Origin of the sequence: Streptomyces sp. NBC_01723 (genome assembly GCF_036246005.1) — a bacterium.
Taxonomy (GTDB): Bacteria; Actinomycetota; Actinomycetes; order Streptomycetales; family Streptomycetaceae; genus Streptomyces.
Window position 1 is genome coordinate 3,442,555 of sequence record NZ_CP109171.1, and the last position, 24,633, is coordinate 3,467,187.

Genomic DNA, 24,633 nt, shown 5'->3' on the forward strand with positions numbered 1-24,633 from the left:
CTCCCACACCCTCATCCTCGGCGGCGAAGCCCTCCACACCGACCACCTGGCCACCTGGCGCAACCAGCACCCCGACGTCCAGGTCATCAACGCCTACGGCCCCACCGAATCCACCGTCAACATCACCGACCACCACCTCAACGAAGACACACCCGACGGCCCCATCCCCATCGGACGCCCCTTCGCCAACACCCAGGTCTACGTCCTGGACTCGTCCCTGCGACCCGTACCCCCCGGTGTCACGGGTGAGCTGTACCTCGCCGGTGAACAACTCGCCCGCGGCTACCTCGGCCGCCACGCCCTCACCGCCGAACGCTTCACCGCCAACCCCCACAGCCCCACCCCCGGCACACGCATGTACCGCACCGGCGACCTCGCCCACTGGAACCACCAAGGCCACCTCGTCTACGACGGACGCGCCGACCACCAGGTCAAACTCCGCGGCCACCGCATCGAACTCGGCGAGATCGAAGCCACCCTCACCACCCGGCCCGGCATCACCCAAGCCACCGTCCAACTCCGCGAAGACACCCCCGGCGACCAACGCCTCGTCGCCTACGTGGTCACCACCAACTGGGACGAGAACACCACCCGGGACGCAGTCACCCGCACCCTCCCCGACTACATGCGCCCCTCCGCCTACGTCACCCTCGACGCCCTCCCCCTCACCCCCAACGGCAAACTCGACCGCAAAGCCCTCCCCGCCCCCACCTACGCCACCACGACCACCGGACGCGCCCCCCGCACCCCCCGCGAAGAGATCCTCTGCACCCTCTTCGCCGAAGTACTCGGCGTCGACCAGGTCACCATCGACGACAACTTCTTCGACCTCGGCGGACACTCACTCCTCGCCACCCGCCTCGTCAGCCGCACCCGCACCGCACTGCACGTCGAGCTGTCCGTGCGGCAGTTCTTCGAGACGCCGACCATCGCCGGGCTTTCGGGGGCGCTGGACCAGGCCGACGGTGCGCGGGCCGCGCTGACGGCGAAGCCGCGGCCCCAGCGCGTTCCGCTGTCGTACGCCCAGCAGCGCCTCTGGTTCCTGCACCAGCTCGAAGGGCCCTCGGCGACGTACAACATCCCCACCACCCTCCGTCTCACCGGCGCTCTCGACCGGGACGCCCTGCACGCGGCGATCAACGACCTGCTCGCCCGGCACGAGAGCCTGCGCACGACCTACACCGAGGACGAGCAGGGGCCCCGGCAGGTGGTGCAGGCGTGGGAGCCCGGTCTGCTGCCGCTGGTCGTGGTCGACACCGAGGAGGCGGAGCTGGACGCGCGGCTGTCCACAGCCGTGCACCACGCGTTCGACCTCACGGCGGGCATTCCGGTGCGGGCGACGCTGTTCCGGATCTCGGAGCGGGAGCACGTGCTGCTGCTCCTCATCCACCACATCGCCACCGACGCCTGGTCCCGCACGCCGCTGGGGCAGGACCTCGCCGCCGCGTACACGGCGCGGTGTGCGGGCGACGCGCCGGCCTGGGAGCCGCTGCCCGTGCAGTACGCCGACTACGCGCTGTGGCAGCGGGAGGTCCTCGGGGACGAGGCCGACGCCGACAGTGCGGCCGGCCGCCAGCTCGCCCACTGGAAGGAGCGGTTGGCCGGGCTGCCCGAGCAGTTGGAGCTGCCCACCGACCGGCCCCGCCCCGCGGTGGCGGACCAGGACGGCGACCGGGTCGCGTTCTCGCTCGACGCGGACCTGTACGCGCGGCTGACCCAGCTGGCCAGGAGCACGCACTCGAGTACGTTCATGGTGGTGCAGGCGGCGCTAGCCGCGCTGCTGACCCGGTTGGGCGCGGGCGAGGACATCCCGATCGGCACGCCGGTCGCGGGCCGCACGGACGGCGCGACGGAGAACCTCGTCGGCTTCTTCGTCAACACCCTCGTCCTGCGCACCGACACCAGCGGCAACCCCACCTTCCGGGAGCTGCTGGAGAACACGCGCCGCACCGACCTGGCGGCCTACGCCCACCAGGACCTCCCCTTCGAGCGGCTGGTCGAGGCGCTCAACCCGGTCCGGACGCTGGCGCACCACCCGCTCTTCCAGGTCATGCTCATCCTGAGCACGGCCGACGCGGACCCGGAGGGCTCGCTCACCCTGCCGGGGCTGCGGGTCGGCGTGGAGCGCAGCCGGCTCGGTGCGGCCAAAGTCGACCTGGCCTTCGCGCTGGCCGAGACCAGGGACGGCGAGGGCCGGAGCAGCGGGCTCACGGGCGCGCTGGACTTCCGGACCGACCTGTTCGACCGGTCGACGGCGCGGTCGCTGGTGGAGCGGTTCGTACGGACCCTGGAGGCGGTCGTCGCCGACCCCGGTGTCCGGCTGTCCCACGTACCGGTGCTGAGCGGAACCGAACGGCACCGGCTGCTCGGCGAGGGGACCGGGGCCGCGCTGGAGACCCTGGACGCGACGCTGCCCGAGCTGTTCGCGGCGCAGGTGCTCCGCACGCCCGACGCGCCGGCCCTGGTGCAGGGCGGGACGACCGTGTCGTACGCCGAACTCGACGCGCGCGCCGGTCGGCTGGCCCGGGTGCTGCGGCAGCAGGGTGTGCGGCCGGGGACTCCCGTGGTCATGCTGATGGAACGGTCCCTGGCCCATGTGGTGGCGACCCTGGCCATCAGCCGCGCGGGCGGCGCCTACGTGCCGCTGCACGACACGTACCCCCTCGACCGGATGCGGCACGTGGTGGCGGACACCGCGGCGACGCTCGTCCTGGCCGACCGCGCCGAGGCCGTGCGCGCCGGAGAGCTGGGCGCGCGGGTCATGGTGGTCGACGAGTTCGGCGCCCCGCCCGGGTCCGGGCAGGCCGACGGCGTACCGGACGTGGGGCTGCGCCCGCAGGACCTCGCGTACGTCATGTACACCTCCGGGTCCACCGGGGTGCCGAAGGGCGTGGCGGTCACCCAGCGCGGGGTGGTGGACCTGGTCCGCGACCACTGCTGGCGGCCGGAGGCGCACGAGCGGGTGCTGCTGCACGCGCCGCACGCGTTCGACGTGTCCTGCTACGAGATGTGGGTGCCGCTGGTCTCCGGCGGAACGGTCGTCGTGGCACCGCCCGGACACCTGGACGCGGCCGCCGTCACCGACCTGATCGCCGCCCACGACATCACCGCGATCCACCTCACCGCGGGCTTCTTCCGGGTCATCGCCGAGGAGGCGCCGGAGTGCTTCGCCGGGGTGCGGGAGGTGCTGACCGGCGGTGACGTGGTCTCGCCGGCCGCGGTCGCCCGGGTCCTCGAGCACGCCCCGCGTGCCGTGCTGCGCCACCTGTACGGACCGACGGAGACGACGCTGTGCGTGACGCAGCACGAGGTCGGGGCGCCGTACGCGGCCCGGGGCAGCCTGCCGGTCGGCCGTCCGACGGGGAACACCCGGGCGTACGTGCTCGACCAGTACCTCCAGCCGGTGCCCGCGGGGGTGCCGGGCGAGCTGTTCATCTCCGGGACCGGTCTGGCGCGCGGCTACCTGGGCCGCTCGGACCTGACCTGCGAGCGGTTCGTCGCCGACCCGTACGGCGGGTCCGGCGAGCGGATGTACCGCACCGGCGACCTGGTCCGCTACAACCCGGCGGGCGAACTCGAGTACCTGGCCCGCGCGGACGACCAGGTCAAGATCCGCGGCTTCCGGGTGGAGCTGGGCGAGATCGAGACGGTGCTGTCCACCCGGCCGGAGCTGGCCCAGGCCGCCGTCGTCGTCCGCGAGGACCGGCCCGGCGACCGGCGGCTCGTCGGCTACGTCGTGGCCGCCGAGGGCCGGGACGGCGAGGTGGACCCGGACGCGCTGCGCGCCTTCGCCCGCCAGGCGCTGCCCGACTACATGGTGCCGTCGGCCTTCGTGGTCCTCGACGCGCTGCCGCTGACCGTCAACGGCAAGCTGGACCGCAAGGCGCTGCCCGCACCCGACTACGCGGCGGCGTCCACCGGGCGGGCCGCCCGCACCCCCGCCGAGGAGCTGCTGTGCACGCTCTTCGCCGAGGTGCTGGGCCTGTCCGCGGTGGGCATCGACGACGGGTTCTTCGACCTGGGCGGCGACAGCATCCTCTCCATCCAGCTCGTCAGCCGGGCCCGCGCCGCCGGCCTGGCCCTCGCCGTCCGCGACGTCTTCGAGTACCAGTCGACGGCCGAGCTGGCCGCGGCACTGGCCGAGCGGGACGGCGACGCCGCGCCGGAGGTCGAGGAGGTGCCGCCGCACGGCCCCGTCCCGCTGACCCCCGTGATGGCCCGTGTCGCCGAACTCGGTCTGGGTGGCGACGACTTCAACCAGTCGGTCGTCGTGTCCGTGCCGCCCGCGGTGGACGGCGACCGGCTGGCCGGGGCCCTCCAGAGGGTGCTGGACCACCATGACGCGCTGCGGCTCCTGGTCCGTCCCGACGGAAGCGCCGAGGTCCGGCCTCCGGGCAGCGTGCCGGCCTCGGACGTGCTCCGCGTCGTCACCGGGGCGCCCGGCGCCGACGACTTCGACGGCCTGGTCACGGACGCGGCCCGCGCCGCACGGGACCGCCTCGCGCCCGCTGAGGGCCTCATGCTCCAGGCGGTGCTGGTGGAGCCCGGGCCCGGCGGGGACGGCGTACTGGTCCTGGTCGCCCACCACCTGGTGGTCGACTCGGTGACGTGGAGCATCGTCGTGCCGGACCTCGCGACGGCGTACCGGGGTGACGCACCGGCCCCCGTGGGCACCTCGTGGCGGCAGTGGGCCACCTCGCTGGAACGGCTCGCCACCGACCCCCGGGTCGAGGCGGAGACCGCCCACTGGGAGCACACGCTCGCCGGGGCGGGAGCGCTGCGGCTGGACCGTGCGCGCGACGTCCAGGGCGAGGCCGGACGCGTCGGCCTCGATCTGCCGTCGGACACGACCGCGGCCCTGCTCACCGAGGTGCCGGGGAGTGTCAACGCCGGTGTGAACGACGTCCTGCTGACCGCCTTCGCGTTCGCCGTCGCCGAGTGGCGGCGCGGGCGCGGCGAGGACCCGGACGCGCCCGTCGTGGTCGACCTGGAGAGCCACGGGCGGCACGAGGACGCCGTGCCCGGCGCCGAACTCAGCCGCACGGCGGGCTGGTTCACCGCCCTGCACCCGGTGCGGCTGGCCCCCGAGGTCGCCGACTGGGCGCGGCTGCACCAGGACGGCGACGCGCTCCGCGACGGCCTCAAGCAGGTCAAGGAGCAGGTACGGGCCGTGCCGGGCGACGGCATCGGCTTCGGCCTGCTGCGCCACCTGAACCCCACCACCGGGCCCCGGCTGGCGCGCCTACCCGAGCCCGACTTCGGCTTCAACTACCTGGGCAGACGGGTCACCCCGGCCACCGGCGCCCCGGAGCCGTGGACCGTGACCGGCGGTGGACTGGCCGCCTCGCGACCGGCGGCGCCCATGGCACACGCGGTGGAGATCAGCGCCGTCGTGCACGAGGGAGCGGACGGCCCCCGACTGCGCGCGGAATGGACCTACGCACGCCGCCTGGTCCCCGATCACGACGCCCGGCTCCTGGCCGAGCACTGGTTCCGGGCCCTGGAGGCCCTGGTGGAGCACGCCGGCCGTTCCGGCGCGGGCGGCCTGACGCCGTCCGACGTCACCCTCGACTCGCTCAGTCAGTCCGAGATCGAGGAGTTCGAGTCCGACCTTGAGTCCGAGTGGGAGATTGAGCAGTGAGCCAGCAACCGTCTCGTTCGCGTAGCAAGATCGAGGACATTCTTCCGCTCTCCCCGCTGCAAGAGGGCTTCGTGTTCCTCGGGCTGCTGCACACGGAGGGACCCGACCTCTACGTCGGCCAGGTCGCCTTCGAGCTGGAGGGCCCGTACGACGGCTCCCGGATGCGCGCGGCGGCCGAGGCCCTGCTGCGCCGCCACGCCAACCTGCGGGCCGGGTTCCGGCAGCGCAAGAACGGGGCCTGGGCCCAACTCGTCCTGCACGACGTCGACCTGCCGTGGCAGGACGCCGACCTGAGCGCGCTGCCCGAGGACGAGCGCGGCCCCGAGGCCGACCGCCTCGCGGCCGCCGACCGCGCCCGCCGCTTCGACCTGGGCCGCCCGCCGCTGCTCCGCTTCACGGCGATCCGGCTCTCCGCCGACCGCGTCCGGCTGGTGATGACCAACCACCACATCGTGCTCGACGGCTGGTCCATGCCGGTCCTGCTGCGCGAGCTGATGGCGCTCTACGCCTCCTCCGGCGACCCGTCCGCGCTTCCGCGGCTCCGCCCGTACCGCGACTACCTGGCCTGGCTCGACGCCCGCGACCGGGAAGCGGCCCGGACCGCGTGGCAGGGGTCGCTGGCCGGACTCGACGAGGCCACCCTCCTCGCCCCGGCCGGACCGGCGGCGTCGACCGCGCCCGAGCAGGTGTCGTTCACCGTGGACTCCGAGGTCAGCGGTGCGCTCGCGGCGTGGGCGCGGGGACAGGGCGTGACCATGAACACCGTGGTCCAGGGCGCCTGGGCACTCGCCCTGGCCCAGGCCACCGGACGCGACGACGTCGTCTTCGGCGCCACCGTCTCCGGCCGCCCACCCGAGCTGCCCGGCGTCGAGTCCATGATCGGCCTCTTCATCAACACCCTGCCCGTCCGGGCCCGCCTCGACCACGCCGAGCCCCTGGGCGCCCTCTTCCGCCGTCTCCAGGCCGAACAGGCCCGCCTCCTGGACCACCAGTGGGCCGGACTCGCCGACATCCAGCGCTGGGCCGGACACGGCGAACTCTTCGACACCGCCATGGTCTTCCAGAACTACCCGGTCGAGGACGGCGACCTCACCGCCACCTCCGACCCCGACCGGCTCCGGGTGGCCTCGGCGGACATCAAGGGCGGCACGCACTTCGCCGTCAACGTCGTCGCGACGATGCGCGGCGCGGAGCTGTCCTTCCGCGTGGACTACCGCCCCGACCTCTACGACGAGGAGTACGCCCGCGGCTTCGGTCGGCGGATGCTGCGCGTCCTGGAGACCCTGATCTCCGACTCGGACCTGCCCGTCGCCCACCTGGACACCCTCGACCCGGCCGACCGGGAACGGGTCCTGGTGGAGTGGAACGGAGCACGGACCGAGCTTCCCGGGACGCCGCTGCACGAACTGATCAGCGAGCAGGCCGGGCGGACGCCGGACGCGGTCGCCGTGGTGTGCGATTCCGGGTCCCTGACCTACGCCGAGCTGGACGGGCACGCCAACCAACTCGCCCGGCACCTGCTCGAACAGGGCCTGGGCGCGGAGGACTTCGTCGCGATCGCACTGCCGAAGTCGCTGGACGCCATCACCAGCATGCTGGCCGTACTGAAGACCGGCGCCGCCTACCTGCCCATCGACCCGGACTACCCCGCCGAACGCATCAGCTACATGCTCGACGACGCCCGACCGGCCCTGACCCTCACCGAGCCGATACCCGCAGCGCAGTACGCCGGGCACTCCACCACGACGATCACGAACGCCGAGCGCCGTAGCCCGTGGTCACCGCGCCACGCGGCCTACATGATCTACACCTCCGGCTCCACCGGCCGCCCCAAGGGCGTCGTCATCGAACACCACGCCCTCGCCACCTACCTCCACCGAGCCCGCCGGACCTACAGCGCCATGAACGGCGCCACCGTCCTGCACTCACCCCTCGCCTTCGACCTCACCATCACCGCCCTGTGGACCCCCCTCACCGCCGGCGGCACCGTCCACCTCACCACCCTCGAAGAAACCACAACCCAGCCAACCCTCATCAAAGCCACCCCCAGCCACCTCCCCCTCCTCACCAACCTGCCGGAGACGGCGTCCCCCTCCCACACCCTCATCCTCGGCGGCGAAGCCCTCCACACCGACCACCTGGCCACCTGGCGCAACCAGCACCCCGACGTCCAGATCATCAACGCCTACGGCCCCACCGAATCCACCGTCAACATCACCGACCACCACCTCAACGGCACCGAAGAAGGCCCCGTCCCCATCGGACGCCCCTTCGCCAACACCCAGGTCTACGTCCTCGATTCAGCTCTGCGTCCTGTAGCCCCCGGTGTCACCGGAGAGCTGTACCTCGCCGGTGAACAACTCGCCCGCGGCTACCTCGGCCGCCACGCCCTCACCGCCGAACGCTTCACCGCCAACCCCCACAGCCCCACCCCCGGCGCACGCATGTACCGCACCGGCGACCTCGCCCACTGGAACCACCAAGGCCACCTCGTCTACGACGGACGCGCCGACCACCAGGTCAAACTCCGCGGCCACCGCATCGAACTCGGCGAGATCGAAGCCACCCTCACCACCCAGCCCGGCATCACCCAAGCCACCGTCCAACTCCGCGAAGACACCCCCGGCGACCAACGCCTCGTCGCCTACGTGGTCACCACCAACTGGGACGAGAACACCACCCGGGACGCAGTCACCCGCACCCTCCCCGACTACATGCGCCCCTCCGCCTACGTCACCCTCGACGCCCTCCCCCTCACCCCCAACGGCAAACTCGACCGCAAAGCCCTCCCCGCCCCCACCTACGCCACCACGACCACCGGACGCGCCCCCCGCACCCCCCGCGAGGAAATCCTCTGCGGCCTGTACGCGGAGATCCTCGCGGTGGGCGACGTGACGATCGACGACGACTTCTTCGGGCTCGGCGGGCACTCACTCCTCGCCACCCGCCTGGTCAGCCGGGTCCGCACCACCCTCGGTGTCGAGCTGCCGATCCGGCAATTGTTCGAGACGCCGACCGTGGCGGGTCTGGCCGGCGCCCTCGAGACGTCGGGCTCCGTCCGTACCGCGCTCACCGCGAAGCCCCGTCCCGAGCGGATCCCGCTCTCCTACGCCCAGCAGCGCCTGTGGTTCCTGCACCAGCTCGAAGGGCCCACCCCGACCTACAACATCCCCACCACCCTCCGCCTCACCGGCACCCTCGACCACGACGCCCTGCGCGCGGCGGTCGGGGACCTGATCGCCCGGCACGAGAGCCTGCGGACGGTCTTCACCGAGGACGAGCAGGGCGCCCATCAGGTCGTTCTGCCCGCGGAGGTCGCCGCGACGCCGTTCGCGGTGGTCGACGTGGCCGAGGCGGAGGTCGCCGTGCGAGTGGCGGAGGCCGCGTCGTACCCCTTCGACCTGACGACCGACCTGCCCGTGCGGGTGCGGCTGTTCCGGGTGTCGGAGGAGGAGCACGTCCTGCTGCTGCTGGTGCACCACATCGCCAGCGACGCCTGGTCCCGCACCCCGCTCGCCCAGGACCTCACCGCCGCCTACACCGCCCGCTGCGCGGGCGCCGCGCCCGCCTGGCAGCCGCTGCCCGTCCAGTACGCCGACTACGCGCTCTGGCAGCAGGAGATCCTCGGCGACGAGACCGACGCCGACAGCCTCGCGGGACGACAACTGTCCTACTGGCAGCGGCAACTGGCCGGCCTGCCCGAGCAGCTCGACCTCCCCACCGACCGGCCGCGCCCCGCCACCGCCGACCACACCGGCGACCGGGTCACCTTCACCGTCCCCGCCGAGCTGCACACCCGACTGACCGAACTGGCCCGGTCGACCAACACGACCGCGTTCATGGTGCTCCAGGCCGCGCTCGCCACCCTGCTCACCCGGCACGGCGCCGGCGACGACATCCCCATCGGCACCCCCATCGCCGGACGCACCGACGACGCCACCGACCACCTCATCGGCTTCTTCGTCAACACCCTCGTCCTGCGCACCGACACCAGCGGCAACCCCACCTTCCGCGACCTGCTCACCCGCGTACGCGACACCGACCTCACCGCCTACGCCCACCAGGACCTCCCCTTCGAACGCCTCGTCGAAGCCCTCAACCCCACCCGCTCCCTCGCCCACCACCCCCTCTTCCAGACCATGCTCACCCTGCACAACACGCAGGGCGCGAAGACGGAGCGGTTCGCCGGTCTCGCGGCCGAGGTGCTGGCGTCCGAGTCGGTCTCGGCGCGCTTCGACCTGTCGTTCGCGCTGGCCGAGCACTTCGGCGCCGACAACGCCTGCGAGGGCATGAGCGGCGGTGTCACGTACAGCACAGCGCTCTTCGACCGGGAGACCGTGCGGGACCTGGCCGACCGTCTGGTGCGGCTGCTCACGGCGGCGGTGGCCCATCCGGGGCGGCCCGTCGGACAGCTGGAGATCATGGACGCGGCGGAGCGGCGGCTGGTCCTGGAGGAGTGGAACGACACCGCCGCCGAGGCGCCCGCCGACTCGGTGGCCGGGCTGTTCGAGCGGCGGGCGCGGCGGTCGCCGGACGCGACGGCCCTGGAGTTCGGCGGTACGCGGCTGTCGTACGGGCAGCTCAACGCGCAGGCGAACCGGCTGGCCCGGCACCTCGTCGCGCGGGGCGCGGCCCCGGGCGGGTCCGTCGCCGTGGCGCTGCCCCGGTCGGCGGAGCTGGTCGTGACGCTGCTGGCGGTGCTGAAGTCCGGGGCCGCGTTTCTGCCGATCGACCCGCACTATCCGGCCGACCGGGTCGCGTACATGCTGGCCGACGCCGAACCGGCCCTCACGCTGAGGGAGCCGGTCGCGGACGCGGAGCTGGCGGGGTACGCGGGCGACGACCTCGGCGCCGACGAGCTGCGGGGTCCGGTCCTCGGCTCGCATCCGGCGTACACGATCTACACCTCGGGTTCCACGGGACGCCCCAAGGGCGTGGTGGTGCCGCGTGCGGCGCTCGGGAACTTCCTGGCGGACATGGGCCGGCGGTTCGCTCCCACCGCCGGTGACCGGCTGCTCGCCGTCACGACGGTGGGCTTCGACATCGCGGGCCTGGAGATCTTCCTGCCGCTGCTGCACGGGGCGGTGCTGGTGCTCGCCGACGAGGAGACCGCGAAGGACCCGCACGCGCTGCTGCGCACCGTCACCGCGTCGGGGATCACCATGGTCCAGGCGACGCCGAGCCTGTGGCAGGGTGTCGCGGCCGTGGCGGCGGACGAACTGGCCGGGGTGCGCGTCCTGGTGGGCGGCGAGGCGCTGCCCACCGAGTTGGCGCGCACGCTGACGGAGCGGGCCCGTTCCGTGACGAACCTCTACGGGCCGACGGAGGTGACGATCTGGGCCACGGCCGCCGATGTCGCCGCGTCCGGACCGGTCATCGGCGGCCCTCTCGCCAACACCTCGGCGTATGTGCTGGACGCGGCGCTGCGGCCGGTCCCGGTGGGGGTGCCGGGCGAGCTGTACCTGGCCGGGGAGCAGTTGGCGCAGGGCTACCACCGGCGTCCCGCGCTGACGTCGGAGCGGTTCACCGCCGACCCGTACGGTCCGCCCGGCGCGCGGATGTACCGCACGGGTGACCTGGTGTGCCGTCGGAGGGACGGCGCGCTGCGGTATCTGAGCCGGGTGGACCAGCAGGTCAAGCTGCGCGGTTTCCGCATCGAACTCGGGGAGATCGAGGCGGAGCTGGCCCGGCACCCGTCGGTCGCCGAGACCGCGGTGACGGTGCGCGAGGACCGCCCGGGCGACCGGCGGCTGGTCGCCTACGTCGTCCCGGCGGGCCCGGCGCCGGACGCGCGGGAGCTGCGGGAGCGGCTGCGGGGACGGCTGCCGGAGTTCATGGTGCCGACGGCGTTCGTGGTGCTCGACGCGCTGCCGCTGACGCCGAACCGGAAGCTGGACCGCAAGGCGCTGCCCGTCCCGGAGTACGACGGTGAGCCGGCCGGCCGGGAGCCGCGGGGCCCGCGCGAGGAGATCCTGTGCGCGCTCTTCGCCGATGTGCTGGGCGTCGCCCGGGTCGGCATCGACGACGGCTTCTTCGACCTGGGCGGGCACTCGCTGCTCGCCAGTCGGCTGGTGAGCCGGATCAGGACGGCGCTGGGCGTCGAGCTGTCCGTGCGGCAGTTCTTCGAGACGCCGACCATCGCCGGGCTCTCCGGGGTGCTGGACGGGGCGGCGGGCGCGCGGACGCCGCTGGTGGCCCGGGAGCGCCCGGAGCGGGTGCCGCTGTCGCCGGCGCAGCAACGGCTGTGGTTCCTGCACCAGTTCGAGGGTCCTTCGGCGACGTACAACGTGCCCACGGCGCTGCGGCTGTCCGGTCCGGTGGACCGGGCGGCGCTGGAGCGGGCGATCGGTGACGTGGTGGAGCGGCACGAGAGTCTGCGGACCGTGTTCGCGGCGGACGACGACGGGTCGCGGCAGATCGTGCTGCCCGCCGATCCGGCCGCCCGGAGTCTCGACGTCGTCGACGTCACCGCGCAGGAGGTCGAGGAGCGGGTGGCGGAGGCGGCCCGGCACGTGTTCGACCTGACCGGCGACATCCCGTTCCTGGCACGGCTGTTCCGGGTCTCGGAGACGGATCACGTCCTGCTGCTGCTCATCCACCACATCGCCAGCGACGGCTGGTCGATGGCGCCGCTGGCCCGTGACCTGACGGCGGCGTACGCGGCGCGCTGCGCGGGTGACGCGCCGGGCTGGGAGCCGCTGCCGGTGCAGTACGCGGACTACGCGCTGTGGCAGCGCGACGTCCTCGGTGACGAGACCGACCCGGAGAGCGTGGCCGGGCGGCAGCTGGCGTACTGGAAGGACGCGCTGGCCGGGCTGCCCGAGGCGCTGGAGCTGCCCACCGACCGGCCGCGGCCCGCGACCGCCGGGTACACCGGCGACCGCATCGCGTTCACGGTGCCGGCGGCGCTGCACGCGCGGCTGACGGAGCTGGCGCGGGCCACGCACTCCAGCCTGTTCATGGTGACCCAGGCCGCGTTCGCCGCGCTGCTGACGCGGCTCGGGGCGGGCGAGGACATCCCGATCGGCACGGCGGTGGCCGGGCGGAACGACGCCGCCACCGAGGATCTCGTCGGGTTCTTCGTGAACACGCTGGTGCTGCGCACCGACACCGGCGGCAACCCCACCTTCCGCGAGCTGCTCGGCCGCGTCCGGGAGGGCGACCTGGCGGCGTACGCGCACCAGGAGGTCCCGTTCGAGCGGCTGGTGGAGGCGGTCAACCCGGCGCGCAGTCTGGCCCATCACCCGCTGTACCAGGTGATGATCACGTTCAACAACACGGCGGACCGGAGCACCGGGCGGGCGGCGTCCGGCGACGGTGGCGCGCTCCTGAACGCGACCCGGATGACGGCCGGCACCGGCGTGGCGAAGTTCGACCTGTCGCTGACCTTCGGCGAGCGGCACGACGCGTCGGGCGGCCCCGCGGGCATGCGGGGTTCGCTGGAGTACCGCACGGAGCTGTTCGACCGGGAGACGGCGGAGTCGGTGATCTCACGGCTGCTCGGCGTGCTGGGCTCGGTCACGGCCGACCCGGACCTGCCGATCGGCGGCATCGGCCTGCTGGACCCGGCCGAGCGGCGGCAGCTGCTCCAGGAGTGGAACGACACGGCGCGTCCGCAGCGCGAGGGGACCCTGCCGGAGCTGTTCGAGGAGCAGGTGGCGAGGACCCCGAGGCGCCCGGCGTTCTCGGCGGACGGGACGACGCTGACGTACGCCGAGCTGAACTCGCGCGCCAACCGGCTGGCCCACCTCCTCGCGGAGTCCGGGGCGGGCCCGGAGCAGGTGGTGGCGATCTCGCTGCCGCCGTCGGTGGAGATGGGCGTGGCGGTGCTCGCGGTGCTGAAGACGGGCGCGGCGTACCTGCCGGTCGACCCGGGCAGCCCGCGGGAGCGGATCGCGACGATGACGGAGGACGCGGCGCCGGTGTGCGCGCTGACCACGTCCGCGGTCCCGGCGGGGGTGTTCCCGGAGGAGCTGCCCCGGCTGCTCCTCGACGACCCGGACGTGACGGCACGGCTCGCCGCGCAGCCCGCGCACGACCTGGCGGACGAGGACCGGACGCAGCCGCTGTCGCCGTGGAACGCGGCGTACATCATCTACACGTCGGGCTCGACGGGCCGGCCGAAGGGGGTGCTCGTCGAGCACCAGCCGGTGGTCAACTACCTGGCGGTGTCGACGGAGCTGTACCCGGGCGTGGCGGGCAACGCGCTGCTGCACTCGCCGCTCTCCTTCGACCTGACCGTGACGGGCCTGTTCGCGCCGCTGCTGAACGGCGGCTGCGTACATTTGGCGGACCTGGAGGAGCTGCACGAGCGGGCGCTGGACGGTGACGTGCCCGCGGACCTGCCGCAGATGACGTTCCTGAAGGCGACGCCCAGCCATCTGCCGCTGATCACCGGGCTGCCCGGGGTGTGCGTGCCGGACGGGGAACTGGTCCTCGGCGGCGAGTCGCTGACCGGCCGCGCGGTGCGGACGCTGCTCGCGGCGCATCCGGGGGCGCGGGTCCTGAACGAGTACGGTCCGACCGAGACGATCGTCGGCTGCACGACGTGGCGGGTCGAGACGCCGGACGACCTCGCGGACGGCGTGCTGACCATCGGCCGCCCGTTCCCCAACACCCGGATGCTGGTCCTCGACCCGTACCTGCAGCCCGTGCCGGCCGGGGTGCCGGGCGAGCTGTACGTGTCCGGGGTGCAGCTGGCGCGCGGCTACCTCAACCGGCCCGGGCAGAGCGCGTCCCGGTTCGTCGCCAACCCCTTCGAGGGGCCGGGCGAGCGGATGTACCGCACCGGCGACATCGTGCGCTGGAACCGGCACGGCGACCTGGAGTTCATCAGCCGCGTCGACGACCAGGTGAAGATCCGCGGCTTCCGGGTCGAGCTGGGCGAGATCGAGTCCGCCCTGTCCCGGCACCAGGGGGTGCCGGAGGCGGTGGCGGTCGTACGCGAGGACCGCCCGGGCGACCGGCGGCTGGTCGCCTACCTGGTGGCCGGGGACGGACCCGTGCCGTCGGACGAGGAGCTGCGGGACGGGCTGCGCGAGTCGCTGCCCGACTACATGGTGCCGTCGGCGTTCGTCCGGCTGGCCGAGCTGCCGCTGACGGCCAACGGCAAACTGGACCGGGGGCGGCTGCCCGCGCCGGACTACGCGGCCGCCGGCACCGGCCGGGCGCCGACGACGGCCCGCGAGGAGCTGCTGTGCACGCTGTTCGCCGAGGCGCTGGGCCTCGACTCCGTCGGTGTCGACGACGGCTTCTTCGACCTCGGCGGCGACAGCATCCTCTCCATCCAGCTGGTCAGCCGGGCCCGCGCGAAGGGGCTCACGCTCTCGGTGCGGGACGTGTTCGAGCACCAGAGCGTCGCCCACATCGCCGAGGCGCTGGACGGCGCGGACGAGCCGGAGACGGACGCCGGGGCCGTCGAGGAGGTGCCGGCGAGCGGGCCGGTGCCGGCCACGCCGATCATGGGCTGGTTCGCCTCACTGGGCGGCCCGGTCGCCCCGTTCAACCAGTCGGTGGTGGTGTCCGTGCCCGCGGACCTCGACGAGGAGCGGCTGGTGGCCGCCCTCGGGGCCGTCGTCGACCGGCACGACTCGCTGCGGCTGCGGGTCGCCGCGGACTGGTCCATGGCCGTCCCCGAGCCCGGCACGGTGGACGCCGCGGACCTGCTCACGCACCTGCGGGCACCGGACGGCGACGACGACGCGCTGCGCGCCGTGGTCGCCGAGGCGGCCGCCGCCGAACGCGACCGGCTGGACCCCGCCGACGGCCGGATGCTGCGCGCCTGCCGCATCGACCGCGGTCCCGGCCGCCCGGGGCTGCTGGTCCTGGTCGCCCACCACCTGGCCGTGGACGCCGTCAGCTGGCGGCTGCTCGTGCCGGACCTGGCCGCCGCCTACGAGGACCGCCCGCTCAGCCCGGCCGGCACGCACTGGCGCCAGTGGGCCGGTGCGCTGCGGGACCTCGCGGGCACGGCCGCCACGGAGGCGGAGACGGACCACTGGCTGGACGCGGTCCGCCCGGCCGCCGAGCCGACGGACCCGGCCCTCGACCCGGCCCGCGACACCCACGCCCGCTCCGGTCAGGTCGTCCTCGACCTGGACGCGGACACCACCGACGCCCTCCTCACCTGGGTCCCCGGGGTGTTCCGCGCCGAGATCAACGACCTGCTGCTCACCGCGTTCGGGCTGGCCGTCGCCGACTGGCGGCGCGCCCGGGGCGGCGGCGCGGGCACGCCGGTCACGGTGGACCTGGAGAGCCACGGCCGCCACGAGCACCTGGTGCCGGGCGCCGACCTCACCCGCACCACCGGCTGGTTCACGTCGATGCACCCGGTGCCGCTGCGCCCGGAGGTCGACGAGTGGGAGTGGCCGGAGGTGTGGGACGGCGGTGCCGCCGCGGGCCGCGCCCTGAAGCGGGTCAAGGAGCAACTGCGGGCCGTCCCGCGCGACGGCGTGGGCTTCGGCCTGCTGCGCCACCTCAACCCGCGCACCCGGGACCGGTTCGCCGCGCTCCCGGTACCGGCGTACGGCTTCAACTACCTGGGCCGGTACACCGGCGGGCGGGCCGCCGACGGCGCCGCCGGCCCCGAGGCGTGGAGCGTGCTCGGGCGCGGGGTCGCCGGCCAGCACCCGGACACGCCGCTCGCGCACCCCGTCGAACTGGTCGCGGGCGCCCACGACACCGAGGCGGGGCCCCGGCTGCACAGCGTGTGGACGTACGCGGACGCCGTGCTCTCCGAGGCCGAGGTGCGGCGCCTGGGCGAGGGCTGGTTCCGGGCCCTGAAGGCGCTGGTCGAGCACGCCGGCCGGCCCGAGGCGAGCGGTCTGACCCCCTCGGACGTCTCCCTCACCTCGCTCAGCGAGGACGACATCACCCGACTCGAGAGCGAATGGGGCTCCCTCTGATGGCCAAGTCCGGCTTGGAAGACATCCTGCCGCTGTCCCCGCTCCAGGAGGGGATGCTGTTCCACAACCTCTTCGACGACGAGGAACTGGACGCCTACAACGTCCAGGTCTTCATCGAGCTGGAGGGGAACACGGACCCGGAGCGGCTGCGCCGGGCCGGGCAGGCGCTGCTGGAGCGGCACGCCAACCTGCGGGCCGCCTTCCGGCACGAGGGCCTCAAGCGCCCGGTGCAGCTCATCCCCCGCCGGGTCGCCCTGCCCTGGGGCGAGGAGGACCTGGCCGCCGTACCGGAGGAGGAGCGGGAGGCCGCGGCGGAGCGGATCGCCGAGCGGGACCGCTGGACGCGCTTCGACCTGTCCCGGCCGCCGCTGATCCGCTTCACCCTGGTCCGGCTCGGCCCGGACCGGCACCGCCTGCTGATGACGCTCCACCACATCCTGCTGGACGGCTGGTCGATGCCGATCCTGCTGCGCGAGCTGATGACCCTGTACACGGTGCACGGCGACGCCACGGTCCTGCCCCGGGTGCGCCCCTACCGGGACTACCTGGGCTGGCTCGGCGGCCGGGACCGGGACGCCGCCCAGGAGGCGTGGACGGACGCGTTCGCCGGGTTCGGCACGCCGAGCATCGTGGCGCCGGACCGGGGTGCGCTCACCGCGGCGCCCGAGCGGATCGACTTCTCCGAGGACGAGGCGGCGAGCGCCGCCCTGACCCGGTTCGCCCGGTCGCACGGGCTGACGGTGAACACCGTGATCCAGGGCGCCTGGGGGCTGGTGCTGTCCCACCTGACGGGCCGGGACGACGTGGTGTTCGGCGTGACGGTCAGCGGCCGCCCGCCGGAGCTGCCCGGCGTCGACACCATGGTCGGTCTCTTCATGAACACCCTGCCGCTGCGGGTGCGGCTGCGGCCCGCCGAGACACTGGCGGAGTTCCTGCGCCGTACCCAGAGCGAGCAGGCCCGGCTCATCGACCACCAGTGGGTGGGGCTCGCGGAGATCCAGCGCTGGGCGGGATCGGGCGAACTCTTCGACACGGCCATGGTGTTCGAGAACTACCCGCTGAACTCCAGCCGCGGCCGGCCGCCGGGCGCCGCCCCGGACGCCGACCTCCCCACGGTGCTCAAGGTCCACTCGAAGGACCAGATGCACTACCCGCTGGGCCTGCTGGCCCTGCCCCGGGAGACCCTGCGGTTCTCGCTGGGCTACCTCCCCCAGGTCTTCGACGCGGAGCGGATCCAGGCGGTGGTCGCCGCCTTCCGCCGGGCCCTGCGCACGATCCTGGACAGCCCGCGGACCCGGGTCGGCGCGGTCGCGCTGCTCGACCCGGAGGTGCGCGGCACCGTCCTGGAGAAGTGGAGCGGCTCGGACGACGTCCGGCCCGCCGAGCGGTTCACCGACCTGTTCGAGGAGCAGGTGGCGCGCACCCCCGGCAAGACGGCGCTGATCGCCCCCGACGGGCGGCTGACCTACGCCGAACTGGACGCGGCGGCCAACCGGCTGGCCCGGCGCCTGATCGAGCTGGGCGTCGGCCCGGAACGGCCCGTGGCGGTGGCGGTACCGCGCCGCACCGAACTCGTCGTCGGCATGCTGGCGGTGCTCAAGGCGGGCGGTGTCTACGTGCCGATCGACCCGGAGTACCCGCCGGACCGCATCCGGTACATGATCGAGGACTCCGACCCGGCGCTCGTCCTCACCACCTCCGACGTGGACGCCCGGATCGGCGAGGAGTGCAGCGGGCCGCTGACGTTCGTGATGGACGACCCCGGCACCGGCCGGTCGCTGGCCCGGCACTCCGGTGGCGGCCTCTCCGACGCGGACCGCTCGGGCCCGCTGCTGCCGGGGCATCCGGCGTACGTCATCTACACGTCGGGCACGACGGGCCGCCCCAAGGGTGTCGTCGTCGAGCACCGGGCGCTGTCGGCGTTCGTCCGCCACTGCCGGTCCTCGCAGGCGCCGGACATCTCGGGGCTGTCCGTGATGCAGGCGTCGGCCTCCTTCGACCAGAGCGTCGGCTCCCTGCACGCCCCGCTGATCAGCGGCGGCTGCGTCCGGCTGACGGATCTGCGCGCGCTCGCCGAGACCGCGGTGAGCGAACCCGGCTTCCGCCGGGCCACGTTCATGAAGGGCACCCCGTCCCATCTGGCGCTGCTCACCACCATGCCCGAGGACGTGTCGCCGTCGGGCACCATCACGCTGGGCGGTGAGGAGCTGCGCGGCGAGGTCCTGGCGCCCTGGCGGGAGACCATGCCGGACGTGACGGTGGTGAACGTCTACGGACCCACCGAGGCCACCGGACACTGCCTGGAGCACTGGATCGACCCGGACCGCGCGGTGCCGGCGGGGCCGGTGCCGATCGGCACCCCGCACGAGGGGGTGCGGGTGTACGTCCTCGACGCGGCGCTGCGGCCGGTGGCGCCGGGCCTGGACGGCGAGGTGTACCTGGCGGGCGTGCAGCTGGCGCGCGGCTACCTGGGCCGGGGCGGGCTGACCGCCGAACGGTTCCCGGCCGACCCGTTCGGCGCACCGGGCAGCCGCATGTACCGCACGGGTGACCTCGCGCACTGGACCGAGGGGGGCGAGCTGGTCTTCGCGGGCCGGGCGGACCGGCAGGTCAAACTGCGCGGGTACCGCATCGAGCTGGGCGAGATCGAGGCCGCCGTCACGGCCGGACCGGGCGTGCGCCAGGCCGCGGTCGTGCTGCGCGAGGACCAGCCGGGCGACCAGCGCCTCGTCGCGTACGTCGTGCCGGACGGCGACGTCCGCTGGGACGAGGCCGCCGTCCACGCCGGACTGGCCCGCTCGCTGCCGGACTTCATGATGCCCTCGGCGTACGTCACGCTGGACGCCCTGCCGTTGAGCCCGAACGGCAAGCTGGACCGGGCGGCGCTGCCCGCGCCCACGTACACCGGCCGGACGGCGGGCCGGGCGCCGCGCACCCCGCGCGAGGAGATCCTCTGCGACCTGTACGCGGAGGTCCTGGCGCTGCCGAGCGTCGGCGTCGACGACGACTTCTTCGACCTCGGCGGGCACTCCCTGCTCGCCACCCGCCTGGTCAGCCGGATCCGCACCACGCTGGGCGCCGAGCTGTCGATCCGGCAGTTCTTCGAGGCGCCGACGCCGGCCGCGCTCGCCGGGACGCTCGACCACGCCGGCCGGGCGCGCGCCGCCCTCACGGCGCAGCCGCGTCCCGAGCGGATACCGCTCTCGTACGCCCAGCAGCGCCTGTGGTTCCTGCACCTGCTGGAGGGGCCGAGCCCCACCTACAACATCCCGACCGCGCTGCGGCTCTCCGGACCGCTGCGCCCGGACGCGCTGCGCGAGGCGCTGCTGGACGTGATCGGGCGGCACGAGAGCCTGCGGACGACGTTCGCCGAGGACGAGCGCGGCGCCCGGCAGGTGGTGCACCGCCCCGAGGAGGTCCGGCTGGTCTTCGAGACGGCCGACTCCACCGAGGCCGCGTACGAGGCCGACCTCGCGCGGGCGGCCCGGTACTCCTTCGACCTGGGCGCGGAGATCCCCGTACGCGCGCGGCTGCTGCGACTGTCGGAGGAGGAGCACGTCCTGCTGCTGCTGGTGCACCACATCGCCAGTGACGCCTGGTCCCGGGCTCCCCTGGCCCAGGACCTCACCGCCGCCTACACCGCCCGCTGCGCGGGCGCCGCGCCCGCCTGGCAGCCGCTGCCCGTCCAGTACGCCGACTACGCGCTCTGGCAGCGCGGCGTGCTCGGTGACGACTCCGACGCCGACAGCCTCGCGGGACGACAACTGGCCCACTGGAAGGAGCGGTTGGCCGGGCTGCCCGAGCAGCTCGACCTCCCCACCGACCGGCCGCGCCCCGCCACCGCCGACCACACCGGCGACCGGGTCGCCTTCACCGTCCCCGCCGAGCTGCACACCCGACTGAGCGACCTCGCGCGGGCCACGGACACGACTCTCTACATGGTGCTCCAGGCGGCGCTCGCCACCCTGCTCACCCGGCACGGCGCCGGCGACGACATCCCCATCGGCACCCCCATCGCCGGACGCACCGACGACGCCACCGACCACCTCATCGGCTTCTTCGTCAACACCCTCGTCCTGCGCACCGACACCAGCGGCAACCCCACCTTCCGCGACCTCCTCACCCGCGTACGCGACACCGACCTCACCGCCTACGCCCACCAGGACCTCCCCTTCGAACGCCTCGTCGAAGCCCTCAACCCCACCCGCTCCCTCGCCCACCACCCCCTCTTCCAGGTGGTCCTCGCGCTCCGCAGCGCCGCCCCGCAGAGGGGGGACGGCGAGGGCGCCCCGGCGCTGCCGGGCGGGCTGACGGTGAGCGGGGCGGGCGGTTCGGCGGCGACGGCGGCCAAGGTCGACCTCGGGTTCTCGGTGACCGAACGCCGGGCCGCGGACAACACCCCCGACGGGGTCGCGGGCGTCCTCGACTTCCGGACCGACCTGTTCGACCACGGCACCGCGCAGGCGCTGGTGGACCGCTTCGTGCGGGTGCTCGCCGACGCGGCCGCCCACCCCGACCGGCCGCTGAGCCGCATCGACGTCCTCGGCCCGCGCGAGCGGCACCGGGTCGTCGAGGACTGGAACGCCACCGCGAAGGGTCTCGCCCCGGCCACCCTGCCCGACCTGTTCGAGCGGCACGTGCGGGAGCGCCCCGACGCCGAGGCGGTGGTCCTCGGCGACGAGTCGCTGACCTACGCGCGGCTCAACGCCCGCGCCAACCGGCTGGCGCGGCTGCTGGTGGCGCGGGGCGCCGGCCCCGAGCGGCTGGTCGCGCTGGCCCTGCCCCGCTCCGTCGAACTGCCCGTCGCCGTCCTCGCGGTGGCCAAGACCGGCGCCGCCTACCTGCCGCTGGACCCGGCCCACCCGGCGGAGCGCATCGCCGGCACCCTGGAGGACGCGGCGCCGGTCGCGCTCCTGACGACCGCCGAGGTCTCCTCCGGTCTCCCCGACACGGACGTGCCCCTGCTCCTGCTCGACCAGGAGCCACAGCAGACCCCGGACGACGAGGACCCGGGCGACCTGCGCGACGCCGACCGGCTGGCGCCGCTGCTGCCGCGCCACCCCGCGTACGTCATCTACACCTCCGGCACCACCGGCCGCCCCAAGGGCGTCACCGTGACGCACACCGGCCTGCCCGCCCTGCTGGACATCTTCACCTCTCAGCTGGGCGTCGTCCCCGGCAGCCGCGTCCTGCACCACCTGTCCCCCGCCTTCGACGGCGGGTTCTGGGAACTGGCGATGGGCCTGCTGACCGGTTCGGCCCTGGTCGTCGCGGAACCCGGCACCGTCCCCGGTCCCGCCCTCGCGGAGCTGGCGGTGCGCCATCGGGTCACCCACGCGGCGATCACCCCGGCGGTGCTCCAGCTGATCCCCGAGGGGGCGCTGCCCGCCGGGACGACGCTGGTCGTCGCCGCCGAGACCTGCCCGCCGGAACTGGTCGAACGCTGGTCCGCCGGGCGCCTGATGCGCAACTCGTACGGGCCGACCGAGACCACGGTCTGCGCGACCATGAGCGCCCCGCTGTCGGGAGCGGTCGTCCCGCCGATCGGCACCCCGATCGCCGACACCGCCGGCTACGTCCTGGACGACGCCCTCCAGCCGGTCCCGCCGGGCGTGCCCGGTGAGCTGTACGTGCGCGGACCCGGCCTCGCCCGCGGCTACCTCGGCCGGCCGTCGCTGACCGCGGGCCGCTTCGTGGCGAGCCCGTTCGGCCCGGCGGGCAGCGTGATGTACCGCACCGGCGACCTGGTCCGGCACACCGCGGACGGCGAGCTGGAGTACCTGGGCCGCACCGACACCCAGGTCAAGCTGCGCGGCATGCGCGTCGAACCGGCCGAGATCGAGGCGGTGACGGCACGGCAGCCGGGCGTCGCGCAGGCGGCCGTGCTGGTCCGCGAGGACACGCCCGGCGACCGCCGTCTCGTCGGCTACGTCGTGCCGGACGCCGGTGCCGCCGTGGACACCGCCGCGCTGCGGCAGCGGCTGCGCGCCACCCTTCCCGAGTACATGGTGCCCGCCGCCCTCGTCGTCCTGGACGCGCTGCCGCTCACCCCGAACGGCAAGCTCGACCACCGCGCCCTGCCGGCGCCCGAGTACCGCACGGCCGAGGGCCGCTCGCCGCGCACCCCGCGCGAGGAGACCCTGTGCCGGCTCTTCGCCGAGGTCCTGGATCTGGAGCTGGTCGGTCTGGACGACGGCTTCTTCGACCTGGGCGGCCACTCCCTGCTCGCCATCCGGCTCGTGGAGCGGGTCCGCGCCGAGCTGGGCGAGGAGCTGGGCGTGCGCGACCTGTTCGCCGCCCCGACCGTCGCCGACCTGGCGGTGCGGCTCGCGGCGCGCGGCGGCCGGGAGCCGATGGAGCGCCTGCTCCCGCTGCGCGCCACCGGCACCGCCCGTCCGGTGTTCTGCGTCCACCCCGGCTCCGGCATGAGCTGGTGCTACTCGGGCCTGGTGCGCCATGTGCCCGCCGACATCCCGGTCTACGGCATCCAGGCCGCGGGACTCGACGGCGACGGTCCGCTGCCCGCGACGCTGGAGGAGATGGCCGCCGAGTACGCGGACCTGGTCCAGGAGGCGCAGCCCGAGGGGCCGTACCGGCTGCTCGGCTGGTCGCTCGGCGGCAACGTGGCCTTCGCCATGGCGGCCGAACTGCGCGCCCGCGGCCAGGAGGTGGAGCTGCTGGCCTTCCTGGACGCCTATCCGCGCCAGGCGGGCTCGGGCGCGGAGACGCCGCTGGCCGAGGTGTTCGCGCACAACCTGCGTGACGCCGGGTTCGCCGTCACCGAGGAGGAACTCACCGGCGGCCGCTTCCCCTCGGCCCGCTACCGGGCGTTCCTGAACGCCTCCGGCGACCCGATGGGCCGTCTGGACGAGGACGAACTGGCCGCCGTCCTCCAGGTGTTCATGAACAACGCCGGGCTGATGCGCGGCCACACCCCCGGTACCTACGACGGCGACGTGCTGGTGCTGGCCGCCGAACGGGCCGACGCCGGCAAGCTGGCCCGCCGCGGCGCCGAGTCCTGGCGCCCGCACGTGACGGGCCGGATCGAACGGGTCGGCGTCGACGCCGACCACCTCGGGCTCGTGCAGTCCGACACCGCCCTCGCCGTCATCGGCCGGGCCCTGGCCGAACGCCTGGACCGGGCCGCCGGTCCCGCGGTTCCCGCAACCCCTCCGCCCGAAGGAGTCACCGCCATGAACCCCTCGTCCGAGGTCGCCTGACGCCATGCCTGTCATCACCGTCAACGACATCCGGATCAACTACTACGACAGCGCGCCGCCGGGAGGTGGCGGCTCGGCACCGGCCGTGCTGCTGGTGATGGGCTCGGGCGGCAGCGGCCGGGCCTGGCACCTGCACCAGGTGCCCGCCCTGGTCGCCGCCGGCCACCGGGTGATCAGCTTCGACAACCGGGGCATCGCCCCCAGCGAGGAGTGCCCCGGCGGCTTCGGCATCGACGACCTGGTCGCCGACACCGCGGCGCTCGTCGAGGAACTCCGCCTGGGCCCCTGCCGGGTGGCCGGCATCTCCATGGGCGCCCACATCGCCCAGGAACTGGCCCTGTCCCGGCCCGACCTCGTGGACCGGCTGGTGCTGATGGCGACCCGGGCCCGCCCGGACGCCCTGCGCGAGGCGCTGTGCCGCGCGGAGATGGAGCTGTACGACCAAGGGGTCGAGCTGCCCGCCGCCTACGAGGCGGTCGTGCAGGCCATGCAGAACCTCTCGCCCCGCACCCTCGACAACGACCGGCAGGCCCGCGACTGGCTCGACGTGCTGGAACTGACCCGGGTCTCCGGGCCGGGGCACCGGGCCCAGCTCGGCGTCGGCATGATGCCCGACCGGCGCGAGGCGTACCGCGGCATCCGGGCCGCCACCCGCGTCATCGCCTTCCAGGACGACCTGATCGCCCCGCCCCACCTGGGCCGGGAGGTCGCCGACGCGATCCCCGGCGCCGAGTACGAGCTGGTGCCCGACTGCGGGCACTACGGCTATCTGGAGTCACCGGACGCGGTGAACAAGAGCCTCGTCGAATTCCTGCGTCGGTGAAGGAGAACGCCTTGCAGACCGAGTCCGAGACCGCGCCGAAGACCG

General features: G+C 74.1%; 3 protein-coding genes and 1 pseudogene (1 of these 4 only partly in view). All 4 read left to right on the forward strand.

All coding sequences use genetic code 11. The features are described 5' to 3' along the window. Positions 1–5,641 carry the 3' end of a non-ribosomal peptide synthase/polyketide synthase gene (locus OIE75_RS15810; RefSeq protein WP_329471266.1) on the forward strand. Its footprint begins 16,205 nt before the window's first position, so the window shows 5,641 of its 21,846 coding nt (coding positions 16,206–21,846); the start codon falls outside the window, past its left edge; its stop codon occupies positions 5,639–5,641. After that, a pseudogene (locus OIE75_RS15815) lies at positions 5,638–16,545 on the forward strand (amino acid adenylation domain-containing protein); the annotation flags it as partial. The gene OIE75_RS15810 and the pseudogene OIE75_RS15815, both read left to right, overlap by 4 nt. Next, positions 16,545–23,765, forward strand: a complete 7,221-nt coding sequence (locus OIE75_RS15820) for a non-ribosomal peptide synthetase (protein WP_329471268.1) — start codon at positions 16,545–16,547, stop codon at positions 23,763–23,765. The pseudogene OIE75_RS15815 and the gene OIE75_RS15820, both read left to right, overlap by 1 nt. 4 nt (positions 23,766–23,769) lie before the next feature. Beyond that, complete coding sequence (locus OIE75_RS15825; RefSeq protein WP_122619762.1) at positions 23,770–24,588, forward strand: alpha/beta fold hydrolase; 819 nt, start codon at positions 23,770–23,772, stop codon at positions 24,586–24,588. Positions 24,589–24,633 lie beyond the last annotated feature (45 nt).

Coding starts and splice junctions, on each gene's coding strand:
- OIE75_RS15820 (WP_329471268.1), top strand. CDS start 16,545: ATGGCCAAGTCCGGCTTGGAAGACATCCTGCCGCTGTCCCCGCTCCAG.
- OIE75_RS15825 (WP_122619762.1), top strand. CDS start 23,770: ATGCCTGTCATCACCGTCAACGACATCCGGATCAACTACTACGACAGC.